At 62.2% G+C, this 25,204-nt stretch carries 19 protein-coding genes; 8 read left to right on the top strand and 11 right to left on the bottom strand.

What is annotated here, in order from left to right; all coding sequences use genetic code 11:
• The first annotated feature begins 159 nt into the window (after positions 1–159).
• Both PspCFBP13509_RS13270 and PspCFBP13509_RS13275 read left to right on the top strand, forming a co-directional pair.
• Entirely contained in the window at positions 160–1,242 is a 1,083-nt protein-coding gene (locus PspCFBP13509_RS13270) for a catalase family peroxidase (RefSeq protein ID WP_065948384.1), read from the top strand.
• Positions 1,239–1,778, top strand: a complete 540-nt coding sequence (locus PspCFBP13509_RS13275) for a cytochrome b (RefSeq protein ID WP_137212158.1) — start codon at positions 1,239–1,241, stop codon at positions 1,776–1,778. Before PspCFBP13509_RS13270 ends, PspCFBP13509_RS13275 begins: the two co-directional genes overlap by 4 nt.
• Positions 1,779–1,796: 18 nt before the next feature.
• Here PspCFBP13509_RS13275 and PspCFBP13509_RS13280 read toward each other — a convergent pair whose 3' ends face one another.
• Positions 1,797–2,948, bottom strand: a complete 1,152-nt coding sequence (locus tag PspCFBP13509_RS13280; protein ID WP_098479150.1) for a M14 family metallopeptidase — start codon at positions 2,946–2,948, stop codon at positions 1,797–1,799.
• Positions 2,949–3,410: 462 nt separating this feature from the next.
• Positions 3,411–3,761, bottom strand: a complete 351-nt coding sequence (locus tag PspCFBP13509_RS13285; RefSeq protein ID WP_137212159.1) for a DUF6124 family protein — start codon at positions 3,759–3,761, stop codon at positions 3,411–3,413.
• 131 nt (positions 3,762–3,892) lie between these two features.
• Between PspCFBP13509_RS13285 and PspCFBP13509_RS13290 the strand changes: the two genes are divergently transcribed.
• A complete protein-coding gene (locus PspCFBP13509_RS13290; protein ID WP_137212160.1) occupies positions 3,893–4,528 on the top strand; it encodes a LexA family protein in 636 nt (211 codons plus the stop codon).
• Here the strand turns inward: PspCFBP13509_RS13290 and PspCFBP13509_RS13295 are convergent.
• The 4 genes from PspCFBP13509_RS13295 to PspCFBP13509_RS13315 all read right to left on the bottom strand — a co-directional run bounded on the left by PspCFBP13509_RS13295 (position 4,525) and on the right by PspCFBP13509_RS13315 (position 10,169).
• A complete protein-coding gene (locus PspCFBP13509_RS13295) occupies positions 4,525–6,450 on the bottom strand; it encodes an acetyl/propionyl/methylcrotonyl-CoA carboxylase subunit alpha (protein ID WP_137212161.1) in 1,926 nt (641 codons plus the stop codon). The genes PspCFBP13509_RS13290 and PspCFBP13509_RS13295 overlap by 4 nt on opposite strands.
• Positions 6,447–7,253, bottom strand: coding sequence for a gamma-carboxygeranoyl-CoA hydratase (locus tag PspCFBP13509_RS13300; protein WP_027606269.1), 807 nt, complete (start codon positions 7,251–7,253; stop codon positions 6,447–6,449). Before PspCFBP13509_RS13300 ends, PspCFBP13509_RS13295 begins: the two co-directional genes overlap by 4 nt.
• A 133-nt stretch (positions 7,254–7,386) precedes the next feature.
• A complete protein-coding gene (locus PspCFBP13509_RS13310) occupies positions 7,387–8,994 on the bottom strand; it encodes a carboxyl transferase domain-containing protein (protein ID WP_027606270.1) in 1,608 nt (535 codons plus the stop codon).
• 11 nt (positions 8,995–9,005) lie between these two features.
• The gene (locus tag PspCFBP13509_RS13315) at positions 9,006–10,169 is read right to left on the bottom strand and encodes an isovaleryl-CoA dehydrogenase (protein ID WP_065924121.1); all 1,164 of its coding nucleotides are present in this window, start codon (positions 10,167–10,169) and stop codon (positions 9,006–9,008) included.
• A gap of 150 nt (positions 10,170–10,319) precedes the next feature.
• Here PspCFBP13509_RS13315 and PspCFBP13509_RS13320 point away from each other — a divergent pair, with 150 nt between their 5' ends.
• Positions 10,320–11,957: an AMP-binding protein gene (locus PspCFBP13509_RS13320; RefSeq protein ID WP_137212162.1), complete on the top strand. Its 1,638-nt coding sequence runs from the start codon at positions 10,320–10,322 to the stop codon at positions 11,955–11,957.
• 542 nt (positions 11,958–12,499) lie between these two features.
• On the opposite strand, the gene PspCFBP13509_RS13325 is transcribed toward PspCFBP13509_RS13320, so the two are convergent.
• The 3 genes from PspCFBP13509_RS13325 to PspCFBP13509_RS13335 all read right to left on the bottom strand — a co-directional run bounded on the left by PspCFBP13509_RS13325 (position 12,500) and on the right by PspCFBP13509_RS13335 (position 14,858).
• Positions 12,500–13,399 carry a hydroxymethylglutaryl-CoA lyase gene (locus PspCFBP13509_RS13325; RefSeq protein ID WP_137212163.1) on the bottom strand — a complete coding sequence of 300 codons (900 nt, stop codon included), beginning with the start codon at positions 13,397–13,399 and terminating at the stop codon, positions 12,500–12,502.
• Positions 13,400–13,415: 16 nt separating this feature from the next.
• Positions 13,416–13,808, bottom strand: coding sequence for a MerR family transcriptional regulator (locus PspCFBP13509_RS13330; RefSeq protein WP_027606274.1), 393 nt, complete (start codon positions 13,806–13,808; stop codon positions 13,416–13,418).
• Between the two features lie 114 nt (positions 13,809–13,922).
• Positions 13,923–14,858, bottom strand: coding sequence for a LysR family transcriptional regulator (locus PspCFBP13509_RS13335; protein ID WP_027606275.1), 936 nt, complete (start codon positions 14,856–14,858; stop codon positions 13,923–13,925).
• Positions 14,859–15,024: 166 nt separating this feature from the next.
• Between PspCFBP13509_RS13335 and PspCFBP13509_RS13340 the strand changes: the two genes are divergently transcribed.
• Positions 15,025–16,254, top strand: coding sequence for an acyl-CoA dehydrogenase (locus PspCFBP13509_RS13340; protein WP_027606276.1), 1,230 nt, complete (start codon positions 15,025–15,027; stop codon positions 16,252–16,254).
• A gap of 117 nt (positions 16,255–16,371) precedes the next feature.
• Here PspCFBP13509_RS13340 and PspCFBP13509_RS13345 read toward each other — a convergent pair whose 3' ends face one another.
• Together PspCFBP13509_RS13345 and xthA are read right to left on the bottom strand one after the other, a co-directional pair.
• Positions 16,372–17,706: a substrate-binding domain-containing protein gene (locus PspCFBP13509_RS13345; RefSeq protein ID WP_137212164.1), complete on the bottom strand. Its 1,335-nt coding sequence runs from the start codon at positions 17,704–17,706 to the stop codon at positions 16,372–16,374.
• A 151-nt stretch (positions 17,707–17,857) separates the two neighbouring features.
• Positions 17,858–18,670 (bottom strand): exodeoxyribonuclease III, encoded by an 813-nt coding sequence (xthA, locus tag PspCFBP13509_RS13350; RefSeq protein WP_065924116.1) that lies wholly within the window; start codon positions 18,668–18,670, stop codon positions 17,858–17,860.
• Between the two features lie 168 nt (positions 18,671–18,838).
• Here xthA and PspCFBP13509_RS13355 point away from each other — a divergent pair, with 168 nt between their 5' ends.
• From PspCFBP13509_RS13355 to PspCFBP13509_RS13365, 3 genes are all read left to right on the top strand, one after another.
• Entirely contained in the window at positions 18,839–19,483 is a 645-nt protein-coding gene (locus PspCFBP13509_RS13355) for a GNAT family N-acetyltransferase (protein ID WP_027606279.1), read from the top strand.
• 64 nt (positions 19,484–19,547) lie between these two features.
• Positions 19,548–21,275 carry an autotransporter assembly complex protein TamA gene (locus tag PspCFBP13509_RS13360; RefSeq protein ID WP_108572655.1) on the top strand — a complete coding sequence of 576 codons (1,728 nt, stop codon included), beginning with the start codon at positions 19,548–19,550 and terminating at the stop codon, positions 21,273–21,275.
• Positions 21,275–24,946, top strand: coding sequence for a translocation/assembly module TamB domain-containing protein (locus PspCFBP13509_RS13365; RefSeq protein ID WP_137212165.1), 3,672 nt, complete (start codon positions 21,275–21,277; stop codon positions 24,944–24,946). The genes PspCFBP13509_RS13360 and PspCFBP13509_RS13365 overlap by 1 nt, the downstream gene beginning before the upstream one ends.
• Positions 24,947–25,204 lie beyond the last annotated feature (258 nt).

A 25,204-nucleotide genomic window follows, 5' to 3' on the forward strand; every position in this document is an offset into this window, starting at 1 on the left:
TGGTCACTACGCTGGGGACTAGAGAGACGTCCGGCGTGAACGGTTATTCCCGGCCGTGGAAAATAAATCCAGGGCCTGGGAATAGAGCGGATCGGCGTTCGTCTTAATGCTCCGACCTTATGGTTACCCCCAAAGGCCTTCAGGCCCTGGAGTCTGTTCATGGTAGATCACTCATCACCGCCACGTCCCCCGTTAAGCACGGCGAGCCTGATCGCACGACTTGCGGGAATTGGTGCCGTGGTTGCGGTTATGGCCGGGGCATTTGCCTACGTCAACGGCAGCCTCGACCCACAACGCCTGCGTCCGAAAACCCTGGTCAATGCCCTGGAAACCAACAACGGCGTGCACCCTGGATTCCGGCGTAACCATGCCAAGGGCGTGTGCGTGGCCGGGTACTTCGAAAGCAGTGCCGAGGCGCGTGCCTACTCCCGCGCCCAGGTGTTCAGCGCGGCCAGGACCCCATTGATCGGCCGCTTCGCCCTGCCCAGCGGCAACCCCTATGCGCCGGACAGCAGTGTACCGATCCGCAGCTTTGCCGTGCAGTTCAGCCTGGCCAACGGCCAGCAATGGCGTACCGGCATGAACAGCATGCCGGTGTTCCCGGTGGGCACGCCCGAGGCGTTCTACCAGATGCTCAAGGCCGGCGCGCCGGACCCGGCCACCGGCAAGCCGAACCCGGCGAATATGCCGGCGTTTTTTGCCGCACACCCTGAGGCGGCGCCATTCCTGGCGTGGGTCAAGACGGCCAGGCCATCGGCCAGTTATGCGACCGAAACCTATAACGGTATCAACGCGTTTTATTTGGTGAGTGCCGAGGGCAAGCGCCAGGCCGTGCGTTGGGGCGTAGTGCCCCAGAGTCAGGATGCAAAGGGGGAGACCGCACCGATGGGCGCCGACTTTCTGGAGAAAGACCTGGTGCAACGCCTGGCCACAGGGCCGTTGCGTTGGCAGTTGAACATGACCCTGGCCAACCCCGGCGACCCGCTGGAGGACGCGAGCAAACCCTGGACCGGTGAGCACAAGGTGTTGAATGCCGGCACCCTGGTGCTGCAAAGCAGCCAGCCCCAGGCCGACGGCGATTGTCGCGACATCAATTTCGATCCGTTGATCTTGCCCAGCGGCATCGAAGCCTCCAATGACCCGCTGCTGGCTGCACGTTCGGCGGCATATGCCAGTTCTTACCTGCGCCGTGCCGGTGAAGTCAGCCCCTTGCACAGTGCCCCAGCGGAGTCGAAGCCATGAATGCCCAACCGCGGTTTTTTGCGCTCCTGGCGCGCCTGCTGCACTGGTTGATGGCGCTGATGGTCATCGCCATGTTGTTTATCGGCGCAGGCCTGGCGGCGTCAGTGTCGGAGCGGCATGAGTGGTTGATCCACCTGCACAAGCCGCTGGGGATCGCGATCCTGGTGCTGGTGATCGTGCGCCTGGCGGTGCGCTTCTCCACCCGCCAGCCGCCGTTGCCGTCTGACTTACCGCTGTGGCAAGTGCTGGCGGCCAAGGCGTCCCATCTGGTCTTGTATGGGTTGATGCTGGTATTGCCGCTGCTGGGCTGGGCGATGATTTCGGCGGCGGGCGACCCGGTGATGCTCAGCAGTTCGGTGCAGTTGCCGGCGCTGGTGGCGGCGGATGCGCCGCTGTTTGCGCTATTGCGCAAGGCCCATGGGTATCTGGCCTACCTGCTGTTCCTGACGGTACTGCTGCACCTGGCGGCGGCGCTGTTCCATGGGTTGATTCGGCGCGATGGTGTGTTGCAGAGCATGACCGGCACCAAGGACTGATGCCGGGGGCCAGGGGCGTTAGCGCAGGACCGTGACGATATCGGCCACGGTGCTCAAGACGTCCTTGGCCAGCTGTTTGGAGCGTTCGCCTGACCAACCGGTTTTCGGGTTGGGGGCGTCATCGTTGTCCTTGAACGGCATTTCCAGGGTCAGGGACAGGCAGTCGTATTGCTCGCCGACGGCATTGCAGGCCAGGGTCATATTGGCTTCGCCCGGCAAGTCGCGGGTGTAGCCGTGGGTGGTTTGGAAGTCACGGGTCAGCGAACTCAAATGGCTGCGAAAGCGTTTTTCCAGCGCTTCGATACGCGGGGTGTAGCCGGGGTTGCCTTCGCAGGCAGCGGTGAACACGTAGGGGATTTCTTCGTCGCCGTGAATATCGAGGAACAGGTCGACACCGTACTGCTGCATTTGCTGTTGCACGAACAGCACTTCCGGGCTGATCTCCTGGCTGGCGCTTTGCCAGGCGCGATTGAGGTCCTGGCCCATGGCGTTGGTGCGCAGGTGACCGTGGAAGGCGCCGTCGGGGTTCATGTTCGGCACCAGGTACAGGTCGGCAACGGCCAGGAGCTTTTTCATCTCGGCATCGCCATCCTGTTGCAGGCGTTCGATGATGCCCTCCATGAACCATTCGGCCATGTGTTCGCCGGGGTGCTGCTGGGCAATGATCCAGACATTGCGTCGGCCTTCGCCGCCTTTGCCACGTCGCAACAGTTGAATATCGCGGCCCTCGACACTTTTGCCGGTGGCCAGCAGTTGGGTGCCGGCGTACTTCAGGGCCTGGTCGATCAGCCAGTCGTGGCGTTCGCGGCTGTAGGGCTCGAAGTAGGCCAACCAGGCATGCTTCTCACGGGTTTCTAGGCTGATGTGCAGGATCTCGCCGTCAAAGCGCGTGGGGACTCGGAACCAGTTGACGTGATCATAGGACGCGACAGCGTTATAGCCGCTCCAGGCGTGCTTATACGAAGAGCCACCGGCGTTGCTCAGGCGAAAGTTATGGGTGTGGCCCACGTGCATGCCTTCGGCTTTGAAGTGGAACCATTGGTAATGGTGGCTGCGGGTATCGGGTTGGATGGCCAGCAGCAGCTGGTAGGCGTCGCTGGCGTCGAGCACCTGGATATTGCCACTGTCGAAGTCGGTGCTGATCTTGATGGAGGTCAAGGCCACGGTCATAGTCTGGTTGCCTGAATATGAGTGTTGTGGCGGCTATATTACACAGGAGTTTGGTAAAGCCTGGATGCAAAATTGTTGCGGGGAGGGGGGCGTCGTCCGTGACGCCGCCGCAGCTTAGAATCTATGAGATTGATTCTCAAGCGCTATTTCGCAGAGATGTGCGCTGGAGCACTGGACTGGCTTTCTTTTGGCGATGGTCTTTTGCTACCATGCGCGCCATCAAGCAACACACAGTCTTCATTAGCCTGAAGCCATGCCAGGGAAACTGGCAAAAAAAGACCCGGCCAAAGAGCCGGGTCAAAAACCGTGATTAGCCTGATGAGGAGATATTCCAAGAGTCCGACCTAAGGTCCCTTGGTCTATCGACTGATCTCGCGATCAGCTGGGTCCAATAATAATCATTATCATTTGCAAGTCAAATGTTTTTATCCATGGGATAGAAATATTTTTCTTTCGCGGCTGTTATCCGTTCGCCCGAACCTCCGGTGCCCGCAACGACCGCTCGACCATCGCCTTCGCCATATCAATCAAATACACCACGGAAAACGCCAGGTCGCGCTGGTTGCCCTTATGGCTGCTCGCTGATTCGTAGGCCGTGGCGGCGGCACTGCGCAACAGGTCCGAGGCGTGCACCAGGGCTTCCTCCTGGCTGATGCCGGGCTTGATGGCGAAAAAGCTGTCATCCGGGACGGGTGCTGACATATTTTCTTTCAAGTAGAAGTCCAAGGCACGCTGGGCAGCACCGCTGCTGCGCAGGCCTTGAACGTCATCGTTTTCGGGTGTTTCAGGCAGGGGGTACGGGCTCGTCGTCATAAGGGGCGGTACTCTGGGTGGGTGTCGAAAACCTTATGCTCGATGATAGTACGTATCGTATTTATGTCGTTTTATGGATTACTACAAACTGTTTATTGCCCTGGAAACTGACTGACGTATTGTCGGCGGCCATGGATAAATGGATAGCGTTGGTCAAGGCCAACATGAAAGACCGCAAGGTCACCCAGGGTGAGTTGGCTGAACGCTTGGGCATGTCCCAGGGTGGCGTTGGCCACTGGCTCAACAAGCGCCGCGTGCCGAGCCTGGCGGATATGAACCGGGTGCTGGCAGAGTTGGGGCTGGGCGACCTGGAAGTGGTGCAGGAGCTGCGTGAGAAGGCCGACGAGGTCGTAGATCCGGCAAGACAGTACACGGCGTATTTTCGCTACCCGGTCAGCGAGTGGAAAGGCCTGTGTGACATTCGCGAAGAGCGCCCGGCCTATGGTGCCGCACGCTTCGAACCGACGGATTACCACGCCCGGGGGGACGCCTTCTGGCTGCCGGTGACAGGTGACGCCATGACCGCGCTCAGCGGCCCGAGCATCGCAGCGGGGATGATGATCCTGGTAGATCCGGCCATCGCCGCCGAACCCGGCAAACTGGTAGTTGCCCAACGGGCCGCCAGCACCCAGGCGACCTTCCGCCAGTTGCTGGAAGAGAGCGGCCAGCTCTACCTGGTGCCGCTCAACCCCACCTACCCGAAACTGCTGTTCACCGCTGATTGCCGCATCCTCGGCGTCGTCGTGCAGGCCACGGTGAAGTTCTAGTCCTCCGTTTCGAGCTCCACCAACGCACACCCTTCGGCAACCATTTCGCCCTCCTGGCAGAACAGCGCCTTGACTACCCCGGCCTGGGGCGCGCGGATACTGTGCTCCATCTTCATCGCCTCGAGCACCACCAGTTGCGTGCCGGCCTCGACCGTTTGGCCGACGTCCACCAGTACCCGCACGATGCTGCCGTTCATCGGTGCCGTGAGGCCGCCCTGGTGCGACTGGCTGGCCTCGACTGCGGCAATCGGATCGAACAGGCTCACGCCCTGCATCTCGCCGTCCCAACGCAGGAAAACCGTGTGCTCGTTGCGCACTGCCAGATGTGAACGACGGACGCCCTGGTGTTCGATCACTAACTGTTCGCCCTGCAATGTCGCGGCGCCGGCGGCCAGTGTCACCAGGCGGTCCTGGCCATTGCAGCTCAAGTGCAGCGAGACCTCGGCGGGCAGCCCCGCACGGAATCCACGTGTGTCCGCCCATGGCCCGTCACCCGCAGGCAAGCTCTGCATGAAGGCCGAACCCGCAGCCTGCCAGAACGCATCGCTCAGCGTCCCGGCCACCGGCAGCAGATCCTCCTGATAGCGCGGAATGAATCCGGTATCCAACTCGGCCGCCGCAAATGCCGGATGACCAATAATGCGCCGCAGGAAGCCCAGGTTGGTCTTCAGCCCACCCACGGCAAACTCGTCGAGCATGCTCAGCAACCGCAGGCGTGCCTGTTCACGGTCTTCACCCCAGGCAATCAGCTTGCCGAGCATCGGATCGTAGAACGGCGACACGTCGTCTCCTTGCTCGACACCACTGTCCACGCGGCGCCCCGGGCCCGGCCCGGACTCGCGATACAGCGCCAGGTGCCCGGTGGCGGGCAGGAAGTCGTTGGCCGGGTCTTCGGCGTACAAACGCACTTCAATCGCATGGCCGATCAGCGGCACCTGCTCCTGGGTGATCGGCAGCGCCTCGCCCTGGGCGACGCGAATCTGCCAGGCCACCAGGTCCAGGCCGGTAATCGCTTCGGTGACCGGGTGTTCCACCTGCAGCCGGGTGTTCATCTCCATGAAGAAAAACTCGCCGCGCGCATCCAGCAAGAACTCCACCGTGCCCGCACCGACATAACCGATGGCCTGGGCCGCACGCACCGCCGCTTCGCCCATGGCCTTGCGCTGTGCAACGCTCAGCCCCGGTGCCGGGGCTTCCTCGACGACCTTTTGGTGGCGGCGTTGGATCGAGCAATCCCGCTCATTGAGGTACAGGCAATGCCCATGCTGATCGGCAAACACCTGGATCTCTACGTGGCGTGGCTTGAGCAGGTATTTCTCCACCAGCATCTGCCCATTGCCGAAGGACGACAGCGCCTCACGCTGGGCCGAGGCCAGGGCGTCGGCGAGCTGGCTGACATCCTCCACCACCTTCATGCCCTTGCCGCCGCCGCCGGCCGTGGCTTTGAGCAGTACCGGATAGCCGATGCGCTCACAGGCGGCGCGGAAGGTTTCCAGGTCCTGCTCTGTGCCGTGATACCCAGGCACCAGGGGCACGCCGGCGGTTTCCATCAGGGCCTTGGCGGCGGACTTACTGCCCATGGCGTCGATGGCCGAGGCGGGCGGCCCGAGGAAGATCAGGCCCGCCGCCTCGATCGCACGGGCAAACCCGGCGTTTTCCGACAGGAAGCCGTAGCCTGGGTGAATGGCCTGGGCACCGCTGGCCTGGGCGGCGGCGATCAGTTTGTCGATTTGCAGGTAGCTCTCGGTGGCCTTGCTGCCCCCCAGGTCGACACGAATATCCGCCTCGCGGCTGTGTCGCGCATCACGGTCGACGGCGCTATGCACCGCCACGGTGGTCAGGCCCATGGCCTTGGCGGTGCGCATCACCCGGCAGGCAATCTCGCCGCGGTTGGCCACCAGTATGGTGGTCAGCGTGCTCATGAACGCGGCTCCTGGGGTTGCCAGCTGGGTGGGCGTTTTTGCAAAAAAGCGCGCAAACCTTCCTGGCCTTCGGCGCTGACACGGATGCGTGCAATGGCATTTTCGCAATAGCGGCGCAGGGCAGGGGTGAGCGCGCCGTTACCGACTTCACGCAGCAGGTCCTTGCTGGCGCGCATCGCCGCCGGGCTGTTATGCAGCAGGTGGGTGATCCACTGTTCCACCTGTTGGTCCAGTTCGCCAATCGGGTAGCTTTCCGCCAGCAGGCCGATTTCCCGTGCACGCTGGCCGCCAAAGCGCTCGGCGGTCAGGGCATAGCGCCGCGCCGCCCGTTCGCCGATGGCCTGCACCACGAACGGGCTGATCACGGCCGGGGCCAGGCCGATGCGCACTTCCGACAGGCAAAACTGCGCGTCATCGGCGCCGATGGCCATGTCGCAGCAACTGATCAGGCCCAGCGCGCCACCGTAGGCCGCGCCTTGCACTACTGCCAGGGTCGGGATTTTCAGCTTGGCCAGGTTGTACATCAGCTCCGCCAGTTCGCGGGCGTCGTCCAGGTTGGTGTGGTAATCCAGCTCGGCCGACTGCTGCATCCAGGCCAGGTCGGCACCGGCGCTGAAGTGCCTGCCACGCCCCCGCAGGACCAGGAAACGCAGGGACGCATCACCTTGCACATGGTCGAGGGCGATGATCAGTTCGCGGATCATCTCGGCGTTGAACGCGTTGTTCTTGGCTTCTCGGCTGAGCCACAGCGTGGCAAAGCCACGGCTGTCGGTGATCAGTTCGAGGGTGTTGAAATCGCTCATGCAAGGAGCTCCATGATGATGAGAGGTCTCCTGTAGGAGCGAGCTTGCTCGCGAAAAACGTCCAGGCAACGCGTTCATCCAGAATGCTCGCGTTATCGTTAACGACCTTCGCGAGCAAGCTCGCTCCTACAGGTTACATGCGGAACACGCCGAAGCGGCTCGGCTCGATGGGGGCATTCAGCGCGGCGGACAAGGCCAGGGCCAGCACATCGCGGGTCTGCATCGGGTCGATGACGCCGTCGTCCCACAGGCGTGCGCTGGAGTAATAAGGGTGACCCTGGGTTTCGTACTGGTCGAGGATCGGCTGCTTGATCGCCGCTTCCTCTTCAGCGCTGAAGCCGACGCCTGCCCGTTCAGCCTGCTCACGCTTGACCTGCACCAGCACGCCCGCAGCCTGTTCGGCGCCCATCACGCCAATCCGCGCGTTGGGCCACATCCACAAAAAGCGCGGATCATAGGCGCGGCCGCACATGCCGTAGTTGCCGGCGCCGAAGCTGCCGCCGATGATCACCGTGAATTTCGGCACCTTGGCGCACGCCACCGCGGTCACCAGCTTGGCGCCGTGCTTGGCGATGCCACCGGCTTCGTATTTCTGGCCGACCATAAACCCGGTGATGTTCTGCAGGAACAGCAGGGGAATCCCGCGTTGGCAGGCCAGCTCGATAAAGTGCGCGCCTTTTTGCGCGGCTTCGGCGAACAGAATCCCGTTGTTCGCCAGGATCGCAATCGGGTAGCCGTGCACATGCGCGAAGCCGCACACCAGGGTGGTGCCGAACAGCGCCTTGAACTCATCGAACACCGAGCCATCCACCAGCCGTGCGATCACTTCGCGTACATCGAACGGCTGCTTGGCATCGGCCGGGATCACGCCGTAGAGCTCTTCGCTGCTGTACAGCGGCGCCACGGGCGTGCGTTGCAGCAATTGGCCCTGCTTGCGCCAATTGAGGTTGGCCACGCTGCGGCGGGCCAGGGCCAGGGCGTGTTCGTCACTGTCGGCATAGTGGTCGGCCACGCCGGATATCCTGCAGTGCACATCGGCACCGCCGAGGTCTTCGGCACTGACCACTTCACCGGTAGCGGCCTTTACCAGCGGCGGGCCGGCCAGGAAGATGGTGGCTTGGTTGCGCACCATGATCGCTTCGTCGGCCATGGCCGGCACGTAGGCGCCACCGGCGGTGCACGAGCCCATCACCACGGCGATCTGCGGGATGCCCTGGGCACTCATGTTGGCCTGGTTGAAGAAGATCCGCCCGAAGTGTTCGCGGTCGGGAAACACTTCATCCTGGCGCGGCAGGTTGGCGCCGCCGGAGTCCACCAGGTAGATGCACGGCAGACGGTTCTGCTCGGCGATGGTCTGGGCGCGCAGGTGTTTTTTCACCGTGAGCGGGTAGTAGGAGCCGCCTTTTACCGTGGCGTCGTTGGCGACGATCATGCATTCGACGCCTTCCACGCGGCCGATGCCGGCGATCACGCCGGCGGCCGGCACGTCTTCGCCATACACCTGATGGGCGGCCAGTTGGCTGAGTTCAAGGAACGGCGAGCCCGGGTCCAGCAGGCGATTGATGCGCTCGCGCGGCAGCAGTTTGCCGCGTGAGGTGTGGCGTTCCTGGGCCTTGGCGCCGCCGCCTTGCTGCACGTGGGCGAGCAGGGTATGCAGGGCGTCGACCTGTTGGCGCATCGCCGCGCTGTTGCTGGCGAACTCCGCTGAGCGTGGGTTGAGCTGGGTGTGCAAGGTGGCCATGGGGCGCTCCTTCAGCGGGTTTCGTTGAAGAGTTCGCGACCGATCAGCATCCGCCGAATCTCACTGGTGCCGGCGCCGATTTCATACAGCTTGGCGTCCCGCAGCAGGCGCCCGGCGGGGAATTCATTGATGTAGCCATTGCCGCCGAGGATCTGGATCGCGTCGAGGGCCATTTGCGTGGCGCGTTCGGCGCTGTACAGGATCACCCCGGCCGCATCCTTGCGCGTGGTTTCACCGCGTTCGCAGGCCTGGGCCACCGCGTAGAGGTAGGCGCGGCTGGCGTTGAGCTGGGTGTACATGTCGGCGACCTTGCCCTGGATCAGCTGGAACTCGCCGATGCTTTGGCCGAACTGCTTGCGATCGTGGATGTAGGGCACGATCAGGTCCATGCACGCCTGCATGATCCCGGTGGGGCCGCCGGACAGCACCACGCGCTCGTAATCGAGGCCGCTCATCAGCACTTTCACACCGCCGTTGAGCACGCCGAGGATGTTTTCTTCCGGCACTTCGACGTCATCGAAAAACAGCTCGCAGGTGTTGGAGCCACGCATGCCGAGCTTGTCGAACTTGTTGCTGCGGCTGAAGCCTTTCCAGTCGCGCTCGACGATAAACGCGGTGATGCCGTGTGGGCCCTTTTCCAGGTCGGTCTTGGCGTAGATCACATAGGTGCTGGCGTCGGGGCCGTTGGTGATCCAGGTCTTGCTGCCGTTGAGCACGTAGTGGTCGCCGTGTTTGTCGGCGCGCAGTTTCATCGAGACTACATCGGAACCGGCGTTGGGTTCGCTCATGGCCAGGGCGCCGACGTGTTCGCCGCTGATCAGTTTGGGCAGGTACTTGAGTTTCTGTTCGTGAGTACCGTTGCGGTTGATCTGGTTCACACACAGGTTGGAGTGTGCGCCGTAGGACAACGCCACCGACGCCGAGCCACGGCTGATTTCTTCCATGCTCACCACGTGGGCCAGGTAGCCCAGGCCGGCGCCGCCGTATTCTTCCGGTACGGTGATGCCCAGCAGGCCCATATCCCCGAACTTGCGCCACAGGTCGGCGGGGAACAGGTTGTCGATGTCGATCTGTGCCGCACGGGGCGCGATTTCCTTGGCCACGAAGGACTGCACCTGGTCGCGCAGCATGTCGATGGTTTCACCGAGGGCGAAGTTCAGGGACGGGTAACTCATGGACAGGCACCTTAATGTGAGCTTTGTTGTTGTGTGGATGGCGCGCCAGGGAAGGGCGCTCACCTTTACGTTAACGTAAGCTTGCGTTACGGTGCTGTCAATCGTAGTTTACGTTTACGTCAACCTACAAAAAAGACAACAGGGGTCGTTATGGATCAACTGCATCCGAGCTACAGCCGTGGCTCCCAGGACAAGGCCTTGCTGGCCATGACCATTGGCCAGGCCTTCGATCACACCGTGGCGCAATACCCCGATGGCGAAGCCCTTGTGGTGCGCCATCAGCAGCGTCGCTACACCTGGCGGCAACTGGCCGAGACCGTCGATGTGCACGCCCGCGCGTTCCTGGCCTTGGGTATGCAGACCGGCGATCGCCTGGGCATCTGGGCGCCCAATTGCGCCGAGTGGTGCATCAGCCAGATCGCCAGCGCCAAGATTGGTGTGATCCTGGTCAATATCAACCCGGCGTACCGCAGCAGTGAACTGGACTACGTGCTCAAGCAGTCCGGCTGCGAGTGGCTGGTGTGCGCCGGCGCGTTCAAGACCTCCGACTACCACGCGATGTTGCAGGCATTGCAGCCTGATCTGCGCGGCATGATCAGCCTCGACCCCAGCCCGCCCCCGGGCTTCCTGCCCTGGTCGGAACTGGCGGCCCTCAGTGCGGGCCTGCCGCCCGAGCAGCTGCACAGCCGTCAGGCCAGCCTGCACTTCGATCAAGCCGTCAATATCCAGTACACCTCCGGCACCACGGGGTTCCCCAAGGGCGCCACCCTCAGTCATCACAACATCCTCAATAACGGCTATATGGTCGGCGAAAGCCTGGGCCTCACCGCGCAGGACCGCCTGGTGATCCCGGTGCCGCTGTACCACTGCTTCGGCATGGTGATGGGCAACCTGGGCTGCATTACCCATGGCACCACCATGATCTACCCGAATGACGGCTTCGATCCGCTGCTGACCCTCACCGCCGTCGCCGAAGAACGTGCCACTGGCCTGTACGGCGTGCCCACGATGTTTATTGCCTTGCTTGATCACCCACGCCGGGGCGAGTTCGAGCTGTCCACCCTGCGTACCGGCATCATGGCCGGCGCCACGTGCCCCATCGAGGTGATGCGCCGGGTCATCGGCGAATTGCACATGGGCGAGGTGCAGATTGCCTACGGCATGACCGAGACCAGCCCCGTGTCCCTGCAAACCGGCGCGGATGACGATCTGGAGCGTCGCGTGACCACCGTCGGCCGCACCCAGCCGCAACTGGAAAGCAAGATCATCGATGAAGCCGGTAACACGCTGCCCCGTGGCCAGGTCGGCGAACTGTGCACCCGTGGCTACAGCGTGATGCTCGGCTACTGGAACAACCCCGACGGCACCCGCGAGGCCATCGACGCTGCGGGCTGGATGCACACCGGCGACCTGGCCACCATGGATGCCCACGGCTATGTGTGCATCGCCGGGCGCAACAAGGACATGATCATTCGCGGTGGCGAAAACGTGTACCCGCGCGAGGTGGAAGAGTTTTTCTTCACCCATCCGGCGGTGGCCGATGTGCAGGTCATCGGCATTCCGGACGAGCGTTACGGCGAGGAGATCGTGGCCTGGGTCAAGTTGCATCCCGGCCATGTGGCCAGCGAACTGGAGCTGCAGGCCTGGTGCAAGGGCCGCATCGCGCACTTCAAGACGCCCAGGTACTTCAAGTTCGTGGAGGAGTTTCCGATGACGGTGACGGGCAAGATCCAGAAATTCCGCATGCGCGAGATCTCGATCGAAGAGCTGGGGGCAGGGCAGGGTTAAAGGCCAGAAAGCACAAAGGGGACCTGAAGGTCCCCTTTAATTTGTCGTTGCGTGCTCTTTTTTTATTATTGAGGGGCGGTCTATTGTTGTTTTTGGCAACCGTTACCCTTTACCGCTGTTTTTGGCGACCCCCATCCGGGGTCAAGAGCAAACGTATTTTTTTGAGCGCTGATCTGCTTCTTCGTTAACGATCCAACCAGTGGGTAGCTACCTGAGGTAGTTTTATTTTTCTCTAACCGGTTGCGGGTTTCGGCATGCCGTACCCTGCGAAGCACATCTTCTCCAAAAAAATCTGTTAGCTGCGTCTCTGCCGTGTTGTTTTTGTTATGTCAGAGTCGTTTCGTCTTATTTTTATTAGGTTTGGCGCTTTTTATTCTTGTTATGCCATAGAGATAGCAGAAGGCGTGCCAACTTTTAAAATCCATTTAAAATCAATAAGTTAATTTTTAAGTAGGGTTTGGCCTACAGAAAATACGACAAAATATGTTCCCGTGTTACTCGATGTGTAGCCGTGCGGTAACACATTGTCACGGCTACGCTACTCAACCGGCTGTCCGCGCCTTGGCTACGCGCGAGCCGGTAGGGCGGCCGAGGACATGGCTGATTTGCAGGCCCGCGCGAATCAATGCGTCCAGGTCGATGCCGGTGTCGATCCCGAGGCCATTGAGCAGGTACAGCACATCTTCGGTGGCGACGTTACCGCTGGCGCCCTTGGCATAGGGGCAGCCGCCGAGGCCTGAAATAGAGCTGTCGAATACCGTGATGCCTTCCAGCAGGCCGGCATAGATATTGGCGATGGCCTGGCCATAGGTGTCATGGAAGTGGCCCGCCAGTTTGTCCCGTGGCACCTGCGCGCCGACCACCTCGAACAGCCGCCGCGTGGTGCCTGCCGTGCCGGTGCCGATGGTGTCGCCCAGGGACACCTCGTAGCAGCCCATGGCATACAACTCCCGCGCGACCGCCGCCACCTGTTCCGGCGCAATCTCACCTTCGTAAGGGCAACCCAGCACACAGGACACATAGCCACGCACGGTGATGCCGTGCTGCCTGGCCGCCGTCATGATCGGCGCAAAACGCTCCAGGCTTTCGCTGATGGAACAGTTGATATTGCGCTGGGAAAACGCCTCGGAGGCTGCGGCAAACACCGCCACTTCCTTCACGCCCGCCGCCAGCGCGTCCTCGAAACCACGCAGGTTTGGCGCCAGCGCGCCGTAGGTTACGCCGGGCTTGCGCTGGATCTGCGCGAACACGTCGGCGGAACCGGCCATTTGCGGCACCCACTTGGGCGAGACAAAACTGCCGACTTCGATATAGCTCAGGCCCGCCGCGCTGAGGGCATCCACCAATTGGACCTTGTCGGCCACGCTGATGGGCTGGGCTTCGTTCTGCAAGCCGTCGCGCGGGCCGACTTCCACCAGGCGCACATGGGAGGGGAGGGACATGGCAGCTACCTTCTGATCAATGGCCAACCTGGCCCATGGTTTGCGCCAGGGCCTGGGTGCAACGCTCTTCGGCGGTGTCCAGCTCCAGCTTCATTTGTTCGATATCCAGCAGTTGCTGTTCCAACTGCTCACGGCGCTCGGCGATCTTGGCCAGCATGCTGTTGAGTTGGATCTGGTTGCCGCCGGTGGGGTCGTAGAGTTCGATCAGCTCACGGCACTCGGCCAGGGAAAAACCGATGCGTTTGCCCCGCAGGATCAGCTTGAGGCTGACCTTGTCCCGCGCCGAATAAATGCGCTCCTGCCCCCGGCGTTCCGGGGCCAGCAGGCCTTGTTCTTCATAGAAGCGAATGGCGCGGGTGGTGATGTCGAGCTCGCGGGCGAGGTCGGAGATGCTGTAGGTCGTGCTCATGGGGGCGCTCAAGAAGGTCTTGGCGCTAAGCTAATGGCAGGTTGACGTAAACGTCAAGGGCCGCTGCGCAGCCCATCGGGGCAAGCCCCCTGCCACAGGGGGCGCTCTTCAGCCTCAGGCCTGTTGTTTGTCCAGCTTCTTCTCGTGGGCGGTGACTTGCTGGCACAACTCGATCATCTGTTCGCGCATCCAGCGGTTAGCCGGGTCCTGGTCGGTGCTTTCGTGCCAGTACAGGTGGGTTTCCACCGGTGGCACGTCGTTGACCGGCAGGTTGAACCAATGCAGCTCATGGCGGCGGGCGAAACGTTCGGGCACGGTCATGACCATGTCGGTCTGCTGCAACACTTGCGAGGCCATCAGGTAATGCTGGGAGCGCAGGGCGATCTTGCGCTGGATGCCCATCTTGCCCAGGGCCAGGTCGACATGGCCCAAGCCGTTGCGGCGGCTGGAGATATGGATATGGGTCAGCGACAGGTAGTCATCCAGGGTGAACTTGTCCTTGCCCGCCATGGGATGGCCCTTGCGCATGGCGCACACGTAGCGGTCTTCCATCAGCTTGACGTGGCGTACCTGCGGGTCGGTGTTGAGCGGCGCGTCCACGGCAAAATCCAGGCGCCCGGCTGCCAGTTCCTTGGTGGTCTCGCGGCGTTTGGAGAGGAAACTCTCGATCACCACGGTGGGCGCCAGGCGGCGCAGGCGTTGGAACAGCAGCGGCAGAATCACCGCTTCGGTGAGGTCGGTCATGCTGATGCGGTAGGTCTTGGCCGCCTGCTGCGGGTTGAAGATGCGGCTTTCCTGCACCGACACCCGCAGCAACGACAGCGCATTGCGCACCGGGCCGATGATGTTCTGCGCCATCGGCGTGGGCACCATGCCTTGGGCGGTGCGCACGAACAGCGGGTCGTTGAACGTCTCGCGCAGGCGCGCCAGGGCGTTGGACACCGCCGGCTGGGTGATGCCGACAATCTGCCCGGCGCGGGTCAGGTTGGCTTCGGTGTAGATCGCGTCGAAGACGATAAAGAGGTTGAGGTCGACCTTGCTCAGATTCATTGGGTTGCGCTCTTATTATTAGGTGGCGATTTGTTACGTGCTCATACGTCGATCATATATCGGTGATGAATGTTAATACACGCCGAGAATAGGCTAGGTAAATTATCAACGCTGTTCTAGCATCGATTGCATGACCTAAACAACCTCTCAAAGAAGGGAGCTGCTCATGGATTTCGCCTATTCGCCCAAGGTTCAGGAACTGCGTGAACGTGTTACAGCGTTCATGGACGCTTACGTTTACCCGGCCGAGCCGGTGTTCGAACGCCAGGTCAGCGAAGGCGACCGCTGGCAGCCCACCGCCATCATGGAAGAGCTGAAGGCCCGGGCGAAAGCCGAAGGCCTGTGGAACCTGTTCCTGCCCGAGTCCGAACTGGGCGCCGGCCTCACCAACCTTGAATACGCCCCCCTGGCCGAGATCATGGGCCGCTCGCTGCTGGGGCCGGAACCGTTCAACTGCTCCGCCCCCGACACCGGCAACATGGAAGTGCTGGTGCGCTACGCCAACGAAGAGCAGAAACAACGCTGGCTCGAGCCGCTGCTGCGCGGTGAGATCCGTTCGGCCTTCGCCATGACCGAGCCCGATGTCGCCTCCTCGGATGCCACCAACATGGCCGCCCGCGCCGAGCGCCAGGGCGACGAGTGGGTGATCAACGGCAAGAAATGGTGGACCTCCGGCGCCTGCGACCCGCGCTGCAAGATCCTGATCTTCATGGGCCTGAGCAACCCGGATGCACCGCGCCACCAGCAGCACTCGATGATCCTGGTGCCGGTGGACGCCCCCGGCGTGAAAATCGTACGCCCGCTGCCGGTGTTCGGCTACGACGATGCGCCCCACGGCCACGCCGAAGTGCTGTTCGACAATGTCCGCGTGCCATACGAAAACGTACTGCTGGGTGAAGGCCGAGGCTTCGAGATTGCCCAAGGCCGCCTTGGCCCCGGCCGTATCCACCACTGCATGCGCTCCATCGGCATGGCCGAGCGCGCGCTGGAACTGATGTGCAAACGCTCGGTCAGCCGCACCGCGTTCGGCAAGCCTTTGGCGCGCCTGGGCGGCAACATCGACAAGATCGCCGACTCACGGATGGAAATCGACATGGCGCGCCTGCTGACGTTGAAGGCGGCGTACATGATGGACACCGTGGGCAATAAAGTGGCGAAAAGTGAAATCGCCCAGATCAAGGTGGTGGCGCCGAACGTGGCGTTGAAGGTCATCGACCGCGCGATCCAGATCCACGGCGGCGCCGGCGTCTCCAACGACTTCCCGCTGGCCTACATGTACGCCATGCAACGCACCCTGCGCCTGGCCGACGGCCCGGACGAAGTGCACCGCGCGGCCATCGGCAAGTTCGAGATCGGCAAGTATGTGCCTAAAGAGTTGATGCGCGGCGGGCAGTAACACCGCGTCGCCTGCAATCGGGGGCAAGCCCGTCCCACACTTTGAATGTATTCCCAAATCAAAATGTGGGAGGGGGCACCCCGATGAGGCCATTCCGAACACCGCAAGGCTAAGGCCTCAGTACACCCAAACCTCCACCCGCCGATTCTTGATCCGCCCCTCATCCGCCGTATTCGCCGCCACCGGCATCTGTGCGCCGAAGCCGCGAATATCGCGCAATACCACGCCGTTCTTGACCAGCTCCCGGCGTACCGCCATCGCCCGCAGCTTCGAGAGCAGCGCGGCCCGTTGCGGGTCATTCTTGGCATCGCCGAATCCCACCAGCGTTACCTGCTTGTCGAGTTGGTTGTGGCTCTTTATATAGGCCACGACGCGCTGCACATCCTGGCGCGCCTTGTTGTCCAGGCTGGCGCTGCCTTCCTCGAAGCGAAAATTCACGCTCAAACGCTGGGCGTCACGGGCAATCGCCTGGTAATCGTCGGGCATCGAAGGGCGCGGCTCCACCGTCATCGCCTGCACCTGCTGCGCAATAAACCCATTGGCCGCCACAATCGCCTGGCCTTTGCTGCTCTGGGCAAAGTCCACCAGGGCCTTGGCCCACGGGTTGCTGGAGGAGGGCGGCAGGTAGAAGAACAGACGGCGTGACAGCGGGTAATCCTCGGTGGCAATCAGGCTGTTCAACGGCAACATCGGTTGCGAGTCGCCATCGACAATCGCCACCGCCTTGGCCTGGCGCACGTAAGGCAAGCCGATAAAACCGATGCCCTGGGGATCCCGGCTCACCGCATCGGACAACGCTTCGCTGGACTCGAAGCGCTTGGCAGACGCGGCCAGGGGCTTGCCGCGCAGGCGCAGCACCAAGTCCTTGAAGGTGTCATAGGTGCCGGATTGATCATCCCGCGCATACAGGTGAATGGCGCCGCCGATCCCGCCCAATGCTTCCCAGGTGTTGATTTCGCCGTTGAAAATCTGCGCCAGTTGCTCGGTGTTCAACGTATTCAGCGGGTTGCGCGGGTTGAGGATAATGGCCAGGCCGTCGATGGCGATCACCTGTTCGGCCTCGGGGCTTTTCAGGTCGCCGAGCGGTTCGAGGTCCACCAGTTCGCTGTCTTTTATCGGCCGGGACGAGGCGGCCAGGTCGGCGCTGGCGTTTTTCAGCGCGGCAAACCCCGTGCTGGAACCATGGGCCGCCACCTCGACGGTCACCGTCCTGCCCTGGCGTGTCTTGCCGATCACGCGCTGTTCATTGGCGCCCTCGGCCGGTTCGCTGTGCACCGCCTGCAGGCCCTGATGCTCCATCAACCCCTTGACCAACGCCGGCCCCAGCGCCGCGCCAATGGTGTTGGAGCCCTGGATGCGCAAAGCCGGGCCTTGGTCGGGAACGGGGAGGGGGGCAGCCACGACGCAGAGGGAAAACGCGCTACACAACAGGAACAGAACGCGCAGCATCATGCCGGCACCTTCTCAAGCCAAAGGGAGTGCCGCGAGATTAAGTCACTTGGATTTCAATAATGTGACTGATAGTCAGCCTATCTGTTACTGATACACCGCGATCGGGGGCAAGCCCCCTCCTACATTTGGCCCGAGTACACAGTCAAGGGGATCAGCTCAGTTCAAGCCAGATCGGCGCATGGTCAGACGGTTTCTCCAAGCTCCGCAGGTCGTAATCCACGCCGGCATCCTTGACCCGCGCCAGCAAGCCATTGGAGGCCATGATCACGTCAATGCGCAGCCCACGCTTGGGCTCATCCTCGAACCCACGGCTGCGGTAGTCGAACCAGCTGAAACGGTCGGCCACATCGGGGTTGAGGTGGCGGAAGCTGTCCACCAGGCCCCAGTTCTTCAGGCGCGCCATCCACTCGCGCTCTTCAGGCAGGAAGCTGCACTTGCCGGTTTTCAGCCAGCGCTTGGCGTTGTCGGCACCGATGCCGATGTCGCAGTCCTCCGGGGAAATGTTCACATCGCCCATCACCACCAGGGCCTGGTCGTTGCTGAACTGGCTTTCCAGCAGGTGCTGCAAATCTGCGTAGAAGCGCTGCTTGGCCGGGAACTTGGTCGGGTGGTCGCGGCTTTCACCTTGTGGGAAATAGCCGTTCATGATGGTCACCGGCTGGCCATTTTCATCGGCGAAGGTGCCCCAGATAAAGCGGCGCTGGGCGTCTTCTTCATCGCTGGCAAAGCCCTTGTGCACGCTCAAGGCTTCTTTGCGCGAGAGCAGCGCTACACCGTAGTGGCCTTTTTGGCCGTGGTAGTACACGTGATAGCCCAGGGCCTGCACTTCGGCCAGGGGGAACTGGTCGTCGTGGACCTTGGTTTCCTGCAGGCCGATCACGTCGGGTTGGTGTTTTTCAATCAGTGCCGCCAGCTGATGAGGGCGGGCGCGCAGCCCGTTGATATTGAAGGAGACGATTTTCATGGTCGGCGGTCCAGTCTGGCAAAAGGGCGATGCTAGCGGACAAGTCGGACGGGGGCCAGCGTGGCGGTAGGACAGATGCACTGCTAATGTCTGGGAACGACTGGTGCTGCGTAGGTTCGTACCCATAAGAACGCCATCTATTGAGTGGCGCCCAGGGAGATTGACTGTATGACTGACACTGCCATTGGCGAAGTTCGCCTGCTCAACAGCGGCTACTCCCGCGAAGCCCGCTCGCTGCTGTACCAGGCCTATCGGCATGAGCCGACGTTTGCCTACATCTTCGAGGCGGAACGCGCAGGTTATGAACAACGGGTACGTGCCACGGTGCGCGAACTGGTCAAGCAGCATTTCTTCCAGAAACTTCCCGCCATCGGCCTGTTCGTCAACGACCGCCTGATCGGCATCGCGCTGATCGCGCCACCGCAGCGACGCCTGGGGATTACCGAAAGCTGGGCCTGGCAATTGCGCATGTGGCTGAGCACCGGCGTGCGCGGTACCCGGCGCTACCTGGACTACCACTATGCGGTGATGGCCTGCCTGCCCAACGAGTCGGTGCATGTGTTACCGCTATTGGGCATTCATCCGCAATTCCAGGGCAAGCACTACGGTGAACAGCTGCTGGAGGCGGTACACAACTGGTGCGCTGAAGACCCGCATTCGTCCGGTGTGGTGTTGGACACGGGGAATTCGCGCTATCTGGAGTTCTACAAACGCCAGGGCTATGAGGAGATCGGCGAAGTGGCGGTAGGACCGATTCTGGAACACGTATTTTTCCACCCCAATCCGCAGGTGTTACATGCTGCAACGGCTTAGCGCAGAATTTTTCAGAATCCTCTGAGTTCTAAGTTTCTCCCCAGCTCGTGTAGCATCCGCGCCTATGAAGTTTCCAGGAAGATTTACCAGCGGCTTGGTTCTGCTGTTCACAAGCTGCGGCGCATTCGCGCAAAGCGAATTGGACGTGCGGATCAAGCCAAAAAACGACGCGTTGAAAGCCAACATCGAAGGCTATATCGGCGGGGTGGGCGAGCGTGACGAAGAGGCCTTGCTGCGGTTCAGCCGTGGGGCCGAAGAGCAGGCGCGCAAAGCCGCCCAGGCTTTAGGTTTCTATCAGCCCCGGATCGAAAGCGATGTGAAGGGCGGCAAGAACCCGCGCCTGATCCTCACCATCGACCCCGGCGAACCGGTGCATCTGCGCAACGTGACCATTCGGGTCGACGGCCCGGCCGCGGACCTCAAGGCCTTTCGCGTGCCCGCCAGCGACGACCTGAAATCCGGCGCCGTGCTCAACCACGGCCACTACGAAGACGCCAAGCGTCTGATCCAGAACCAGGCCTCGCGCTACGGCTTTTTCAGCGGGCGTTTCACTCACCAGAAACTCTCGGTAGACCCCCAGGCCGGTGTCGCCGATATCGAACTCATCTATGACAGCGGCCCGCGCTACACCTTGGGCAAGGTCAGCTTTGCCGGCGATACGCCGTTTGACGAAGAGCTGCTGCAACGCATGGTGCCGTTTAAAAGTGGCGCCCCCTACGATTCCGAACTGATCGCCGAACTCAACCAGAACCTGCAAGCCAGCGGCTTTTTCGAAGGCGTGCGCGTCGACGCCGCGCCTGCGGCTTCGGCCAATGACGTGATCCCGGTGGCCGTCAACCTGGAGACCCGCAAGCCACGCACCATGGGCCTGGGCCTGGGTTTCTCCACCGACGTCGGCCCGCGCGGCAAGGCCAACTGGACGCGCCACTGGGTCAATCCCCAGGGCCACAGCTATGGCTGGGAAGCTGAACTGTCGGCGCCTCGGCAGAACGTCGGGCTGTGGTACGACATCCCGCTGGACCCGCCGCTCACCGATAAACTGCGTTTCGCCGGCGGTTATCAGAATGAAGAAATCGCCAACACCGACACCTTGAGTAAATTGCTCACCCTCGGGCCCGAATGGCACAGCAAGTTGCCCAGTGGCTGGACCCGGGTGATCTCGCTCAAATACCAGCGCGAAGAATACCGCCTGGGCAATGACTCGGGCCTCAGTAACCTGGTGATGCCGGGTGTGAGTTATTCCTACCTGCGCAGTGATAACCGCATCGACCCCCACAACGGCTACCGCCTGCAATTCGACAGCAAGGTGGCGAAGGAGGGGCTGGGCTCCGACACCAACCTGCTGTACGGCACGGCCATGGTCAAGGGCCTGACCACCCTGTGGGACAACCACCGCTTCTTGGCGCGGGCCCAGGTCGGCGGCAGTGCCACCAACGGCTACAAGTCGGTGCCACCATCGCTGCGGTTCTTCGCCGGTGGTGATCAGAGTGTGCGCGGCTACGAGTACCAGACCCTGTCGCCGGAGAATGACCGGGGCGACCGTATCGGCGGCCGCTACATGGTGGCCCTGAGTGCCGAGTATCAATATTCCATCGCCGAAAAATGGCGGATTGCGACCTTTATCGACCAGGGCAACTCGTTCAACTCCCTGGAGTTGCCCAGCTTGAAGACCGGTGTGGGTGTCGGCATCCGCTGGGTCTCGCCGGTCGGGCCGATCCGCCTGGACCTGGCCCATGCCCTGGAAGACCCGGGCGGTGTTCGATTGCACTTTTCCATGGGACCTGAGCTGTGATGCGTGGTGTGAAAATAGCGGGGCTGGTCGTGTTGGCCATCCTTGTCGTGCTGTTGCTGGCCCTGTGGGCGGTCGTCGGTACCCAGGCCGGCAGTCGCTGGGCGCTGGGGCGTGTACCGGGTTTGAGCGTAGAGAATTTCCACGGCCGTCTGGGCGGCCAGTGGCGCGCCGATCATCTGTTGTGGGCGCAGGACGGCAGTCGCGTCGAACTCGATGCGCCGACGTTTGACTGGTCGCCCGCGTGCCTGCTGCGCATGACCCTGTGCATCAATCGCTTGGACGTGGAGCAAGTCCGCCTGGACTTTGCACCGAGCACTGAAGAGAGCAGCGGACCGATTCAATTGCCGGACCTGAGGTTGCCGGTTTCCATTCAGTTGGGCGACGTTCGCGTCGGCAGCCTGCTGTTTAACGGCAGCGAAGAACTCAAAGGCCTGCAACTGACCGCGCACTGGACCGCCGCCGGCATGCAGATTGACGCGGTGCACCTGCAACGCGATGGCCTGGTGTTGGACCTGAACGGCCTGTTGCAACCCAGCGGCGACTGGCCGCTGACCGCCAGCGGCAATCTGAACCTGCCCTACGCCCCCGACGGCGCGCCGTGGACGGTGGCGCTCAAGGTCGAGGGCGACCTGCTCAAGACCCTCAGGCTCGACGCCGACAGCAGCGGCTACCTGCCGGCCAAGCTCAAGGGCGAGCTGCAACCCCTGGCGGACAACCTCCCGGCCCAGGTGCATATCACCGCTGATGGCTTCAAACCCAGTGCCGATCTGCCCGACACCCTGCAGCTCAATCAACTGGACCTCACCGCCAAGGGCGACCTGGGCAGCGGCTACCAACTGCTGGGCAAGGCCGTACTGCCGGCGGAAAAAGGCCCGGTGGACCTGTTGCTGCAAGGCAAGGTCGACGCCAAGGGCGCGCAGATCGCCGGCCTGGACCTCAATGCCGGCGACAAACAAAGCCTCAAGCTCACGGCGCAGTTGGACTGGCAACAAGGCTTCAGCGCCGAGGCCAAGATTGACTGGCTGGACTTTCCCTGGCATCGCCTCTACCCGCTGATCGACGAGCCACAGGTGGTGCTGCGCACCTTCAACGGTGAGGTTTCCTACAAAGACGGCAACTACCTCGGCAACCTCAAGGCCGACCTGGACGGCCCGGCCGGCAAATTCAATCTGGTCACGCCATTCAGTGGCGACCTCACGCAAATCTTCCTGCCGGAGCTGAAACTGACCGCCGGCCAAGGCAAGGCCGAAGGGCACCTGAGCCTGCAATTCGCCGATGGCATCGCCTGGGATACCGCGTTGGACCTGTCGGCGCTGAACCCGGCGTACTGGGTGGCGGAATTGCCGGGCACGTTGGCTGGCCCCTTACGCAGCAAAGGTGAATTCAAAAACGAACAGCTCAAACTCAACGCCGACCTCGACCTCAAGGGCCGCCTGCGTGGGCAAACCGCCGTGCTGGCGGCCAAGGCCGAAGGCGCGGGCGAGCAATGGACCCTGGCCAACCTGGATATCCGCCTGGGCGACAACCGCATCAACGGCAGCGGCAGCCTGCAGCAACGCCTGGCCGGGCAGATCGACATCAAGCTGGCGCGCCTGGCCCAGCTGTGGCCGCAGTTGCGTGGTCAGGTGAATGGCCGACTCGACGTGGCCGGCAGCCTCAAGGCGCCTCAAGGCAAACTCGACCTCAAGGGCCAGCAACTGGCGTTCGCCGATAATCGCCTGCAAAGCCTGCGCCTGGACGCGACCCTGGACAGTGCCCAGCGCGGGAAAATCGACCTCAAGGGCAGCGGCATTCAAAGCGGTGACACCCAGGTTGGCACGCTCACCGCCAGCGCTCAGGGCGATATCAGGAGCCAGAAGGTCCAACTCGACCTGGCCGGCCCCTTGGTCAAACTGGCCCTGGCCCTGGATGGCAACCTCGACAAAGGCAACTGGCGCGGTCGCCTGGCCAGTGGCGATGTGCAGGCGGGTGGCCAGGACTGGAAGCTGCAAGCGCCGGCAAAAATCGAGCGCATGGCCGACGGCAAGTTGACCTTCGCGGCCCACTGCTGGATCTCCGGCGCCGCCAGCCTGTGCGGTGAAGACCAGCGCCTGATGCCCGACCCCAAATTGCGCTACCACCTCAAGCAATTTCCCATCGATAGCCTGGCGGCGTTTCTGCCCAAGGACTTTGCCTGGCAGGGCAGGCTCAACGCCGATATCCAACTCGACTTGCCCGACAGCGGCCCCAAAGGCGTGGTCTCGGTGGATGCCAGCGGCGGCACCCTGCGGGTCAAGGACAAGGACCAGTGGCTGGATTTCCCCTACGACACCCTCAAGCTGGAAACCACCCTCAACCCCAAGCGTATCGACACCCAGCTGAACTTCCGAGGCGGCAAGCTCGGCGAGTTGCTGTTGCAGGCGCAGATCAACCCATTGCCGAAAAACAAGCCGATCAGCGGCAATTTCAGCCTGACCGGTCTGGATCTCGCCGTGGCGCGGCCGTTTGTGCCGATGGTCGAGAAACTCAGCGGCAAGCTCAACGGCAGCGGTCGGATCGCCGGTGGCCTGCTGGCGCCGCAGGTCAACGGTAACGTCAACCTGGTGGGCGGCGAAGTCTCCGGGCCGGAGCTGCCCATCAGCCTTGAAGGCCTGAACGTGCAGGCGCTGATTGCCGGTGAAAGCGTGCAGTTGAACGGCGCATGGCGCAGTGGCAAGGCCGGGCAGGGCAGCCTCAAGGGCCAGATCGACTGGGGCCAGGCCCTGGTGGTGGACCTCAGCCTGCAAGGCTCGCAACTGCCGGTCACGGTGGAGCCCTATGCGGTGCTCGAAGTGGCCCCGGACCTGAAGATCAGCCTGAAGAACGACAAACTGGCGATTGCCGGCAAGGTGCGGATCCCGCGCGGCGACATCACCGTGCGCGAACTGCCGCCTTCGACGGTCAAGGTCTCGGATGACACCGTGATCGTCGGCAGCCAGACCGAAGAGGGCAAGCCACCGATGGCCATGGCCATGGATATCGACGTGGCGGTGGGCGAGGACCAGCTCAACTTCTCGGGCTTCGGCCTCACCGCCAAGGTGCAGGGCCATGTGCACATCGGCGACAACATGGACACCCGTGGCGAGCTGTGGCTCAACGACGGTCGCTACCGCGCCTATGGCCAGCGCCTGGATGTGCGCCGCGCACGCCTGCTGTTCGCCGGGCCGCTCGACCAGCCGTACCTGGATATCGAAGCGATCCGCAAGACCGACGATGTAGTCGCCGGTATCCGCCTCAGCGGCAGCGCCGAGCAGCCCACCACGCAGATCTTCTCGGAACCGGCCATGAGCCAGGAACAGGCACTGTCCTACCTGGTGCTGGGCCGTCCGCTGAGCTCTACCGGCGAAGACAACAACATGCTTGCCCAGGCCGCCCTCGGCCTGGGCCTGATGGGCAGCGCCGGGGTCACCTCGGATCTTGCCAACAAACTGGGGATTCGCGACTTCGACCTCGACACCCAGGGCAGCGGCAACAATACGGCAGTGGTGGCCAGTGGCAAGATCACCGAGAAACTCAGCCTGCGTTACGGGGTAGGGGTGTTCGAACCGGCCAGCACCATTGCCTTGCGCTACCTGCTGAGCAAAAAGGTGTACCTGGAAGTGGCGAGTGGCGTGGCCAGTTCCCTCGACATCTTCTACAAGCGCGATTTCTGAGTCCTGCTCGATCAAAAAATGTGGGAGGGGGCTTGCCCTAATGCCAGTCAGTTAAGCGTACATCGCCTCCTGTAGGAGCGAGCTTGCTCGCGAAAAACGTCAACGATAACGCGTGCTTCCTGAATGAACGCGGCGCCTGTGAGTTTTTCGCGAGCAAGCTCGCTCCTACAAAAAGCCTTAACTGACTGGCAAGCCTCCTCCCACATTGGTTTGCATTCCAGCCCGCCGGTCGTGAAATTAGCAAGCAAGCTAATTATT

It is taken from the genome of Pseudomonas sp. CFBP13509 (assembly GCF_005233485.1).
Lineage (GTDB): Bacteria > Pseudomonadota > Gammaproteobacteria > Pseudomonadales > Pseudomonadaceae > Aquipseudomonas > Aquipseudomonas marginalis.

Coding starts and splice junctions, on each gene's coding strand:
- PspCFBP13509_RS13270 (WP_065948384.1), top strand. CDS start 160: ATGGTAGATCACTCATCACCGCCACGTCCCCCGTTAAGCACGGCGAGC.
- PspCFBP13509_RS13275 (WP_137212158.1), top strand. CDS start 1,239: ATGAATGCCCAACCGCGGTTTTTTGCGCTCCTGGCGCGCCTGCTGCAC.
- PspCFBP13509_RS13280 (WP_098479150.1), bottom strand. CDS start 2,948: ATGACCGTGGCCTTGACCTCCATCAAGATCAGCACCGACTTCGACAGT.
- PspCFBP13509_RS13285 (WP_137212159.1), bottom strand. CDS start 3,761: ATGACGACGAGCCCGTACCCCCTGCCTGAAACACCCGAAAACGATGAC.
- PspCFBP13509_RS13290 (WP_137212160.1), top strand. CDS start 3,893: ATGGATAAATGGATAGCGTTGGTCAAGGCCAACATGAAAGACCGCAAG.
- PspCFBP13509_RS13295 (WP_137212161.1), bottom strand. CDS start 6,450: ATGAGCACGCTGACCACCATACTGGTGGCCAACCGCGGCGAGATTGCC.
- PspCFBP13509_RS13300 (WP_027606269.1), bottom strand. CDS start 7,253: ATGAGCGATTTCAACACCCTCGAACTGATCACCGACAGCCGTGGCTTT.
- PspCFBP13509_RS13310 (WP_027606270.1), bottom strand. CDS start 8,994: ATGGCCACCTTGCACACCCAGCTCAACCCACGCTCAGCGGAGTTCGCC.
- PspCFBP13509_RS13315 (WP_065924121.1), bottom strand. CDS start 10,169: ATGAGTTACCCGTCCCTGAACTTCGCCCTCGGTGAAACCATCGACATG.
- PspCFBP13509_RS13320 (WP_137212162.1), top strand. CDS start 10,320: ATGGATCAACTGCATCCGAGCTACAGCCGTGGCTCCCAGGACAAGGCC.
- PspCFBP13509_RS13325 (WP_137212163.1), bottom strand. CDS start 13,399: ATGTCCCTCCCCTCCCATGTGCGCCTGGTGGAAGTCGGCCCGCGCGAC.
- PspCFBP13509_RS13330 (WP_027606274.1), bottom strand. CDS start 13,808: ATGAGCACGACCTACAGCATCTCCGACCTCGCCCGCGAGCTCGACATC.
- PspCFBP13509_RS13335 (WP_027606275.1), bottom strand. CDS start 14,858: ATGAATCTGAGCAAGGTCGACCTCAACCTCTTTATCGTCTTCGACGCG.
- PspCFBP13509_RS13340 (WP_027606276.1), top strand. CDS start 15,025: ATGGATTTCGCCTATTCGCCCAAGGTTCAGGAACTGCGTGAACGTGTT.
- PspCFBP13509_RS13345 (WP_137212164.1), bottom strand. CDS start 17,706: ATGATGCTGCGCGTTCTGTTCCTGTTGTGTAGCGCGTTTTCCCTCTGC.
- xthA (WP_065924116.1), bottom strand. CDS start 18,670: ATGAAAATCGTCTCCTTCAATATCAACGGGCTGCGCGCCCGCCCTCAT.
- PspCFBP13509_RS13355 (WP_027606279.1), top strand. CDS start 18,839: ATGACTGACACTGCCATTGGCGAAGTTCGCCTGCTCAACAGCGGCTAC.
- PspCFBP13509_RS13360 (WP_108572655.1), top strand. CDS start 19,548: ATGAAGTTTCCAGGAAGATTTACCAGCGGCTTGGTTCTGCTGTTCACA.
- PspCFBP13509_RS13365 (WP_137212165.1), top strand. CDS start 21,275: ATGCGTGGTGTGAAAATAGCGGGGCTGGTCGTGTTGGCCATCCTTGTC.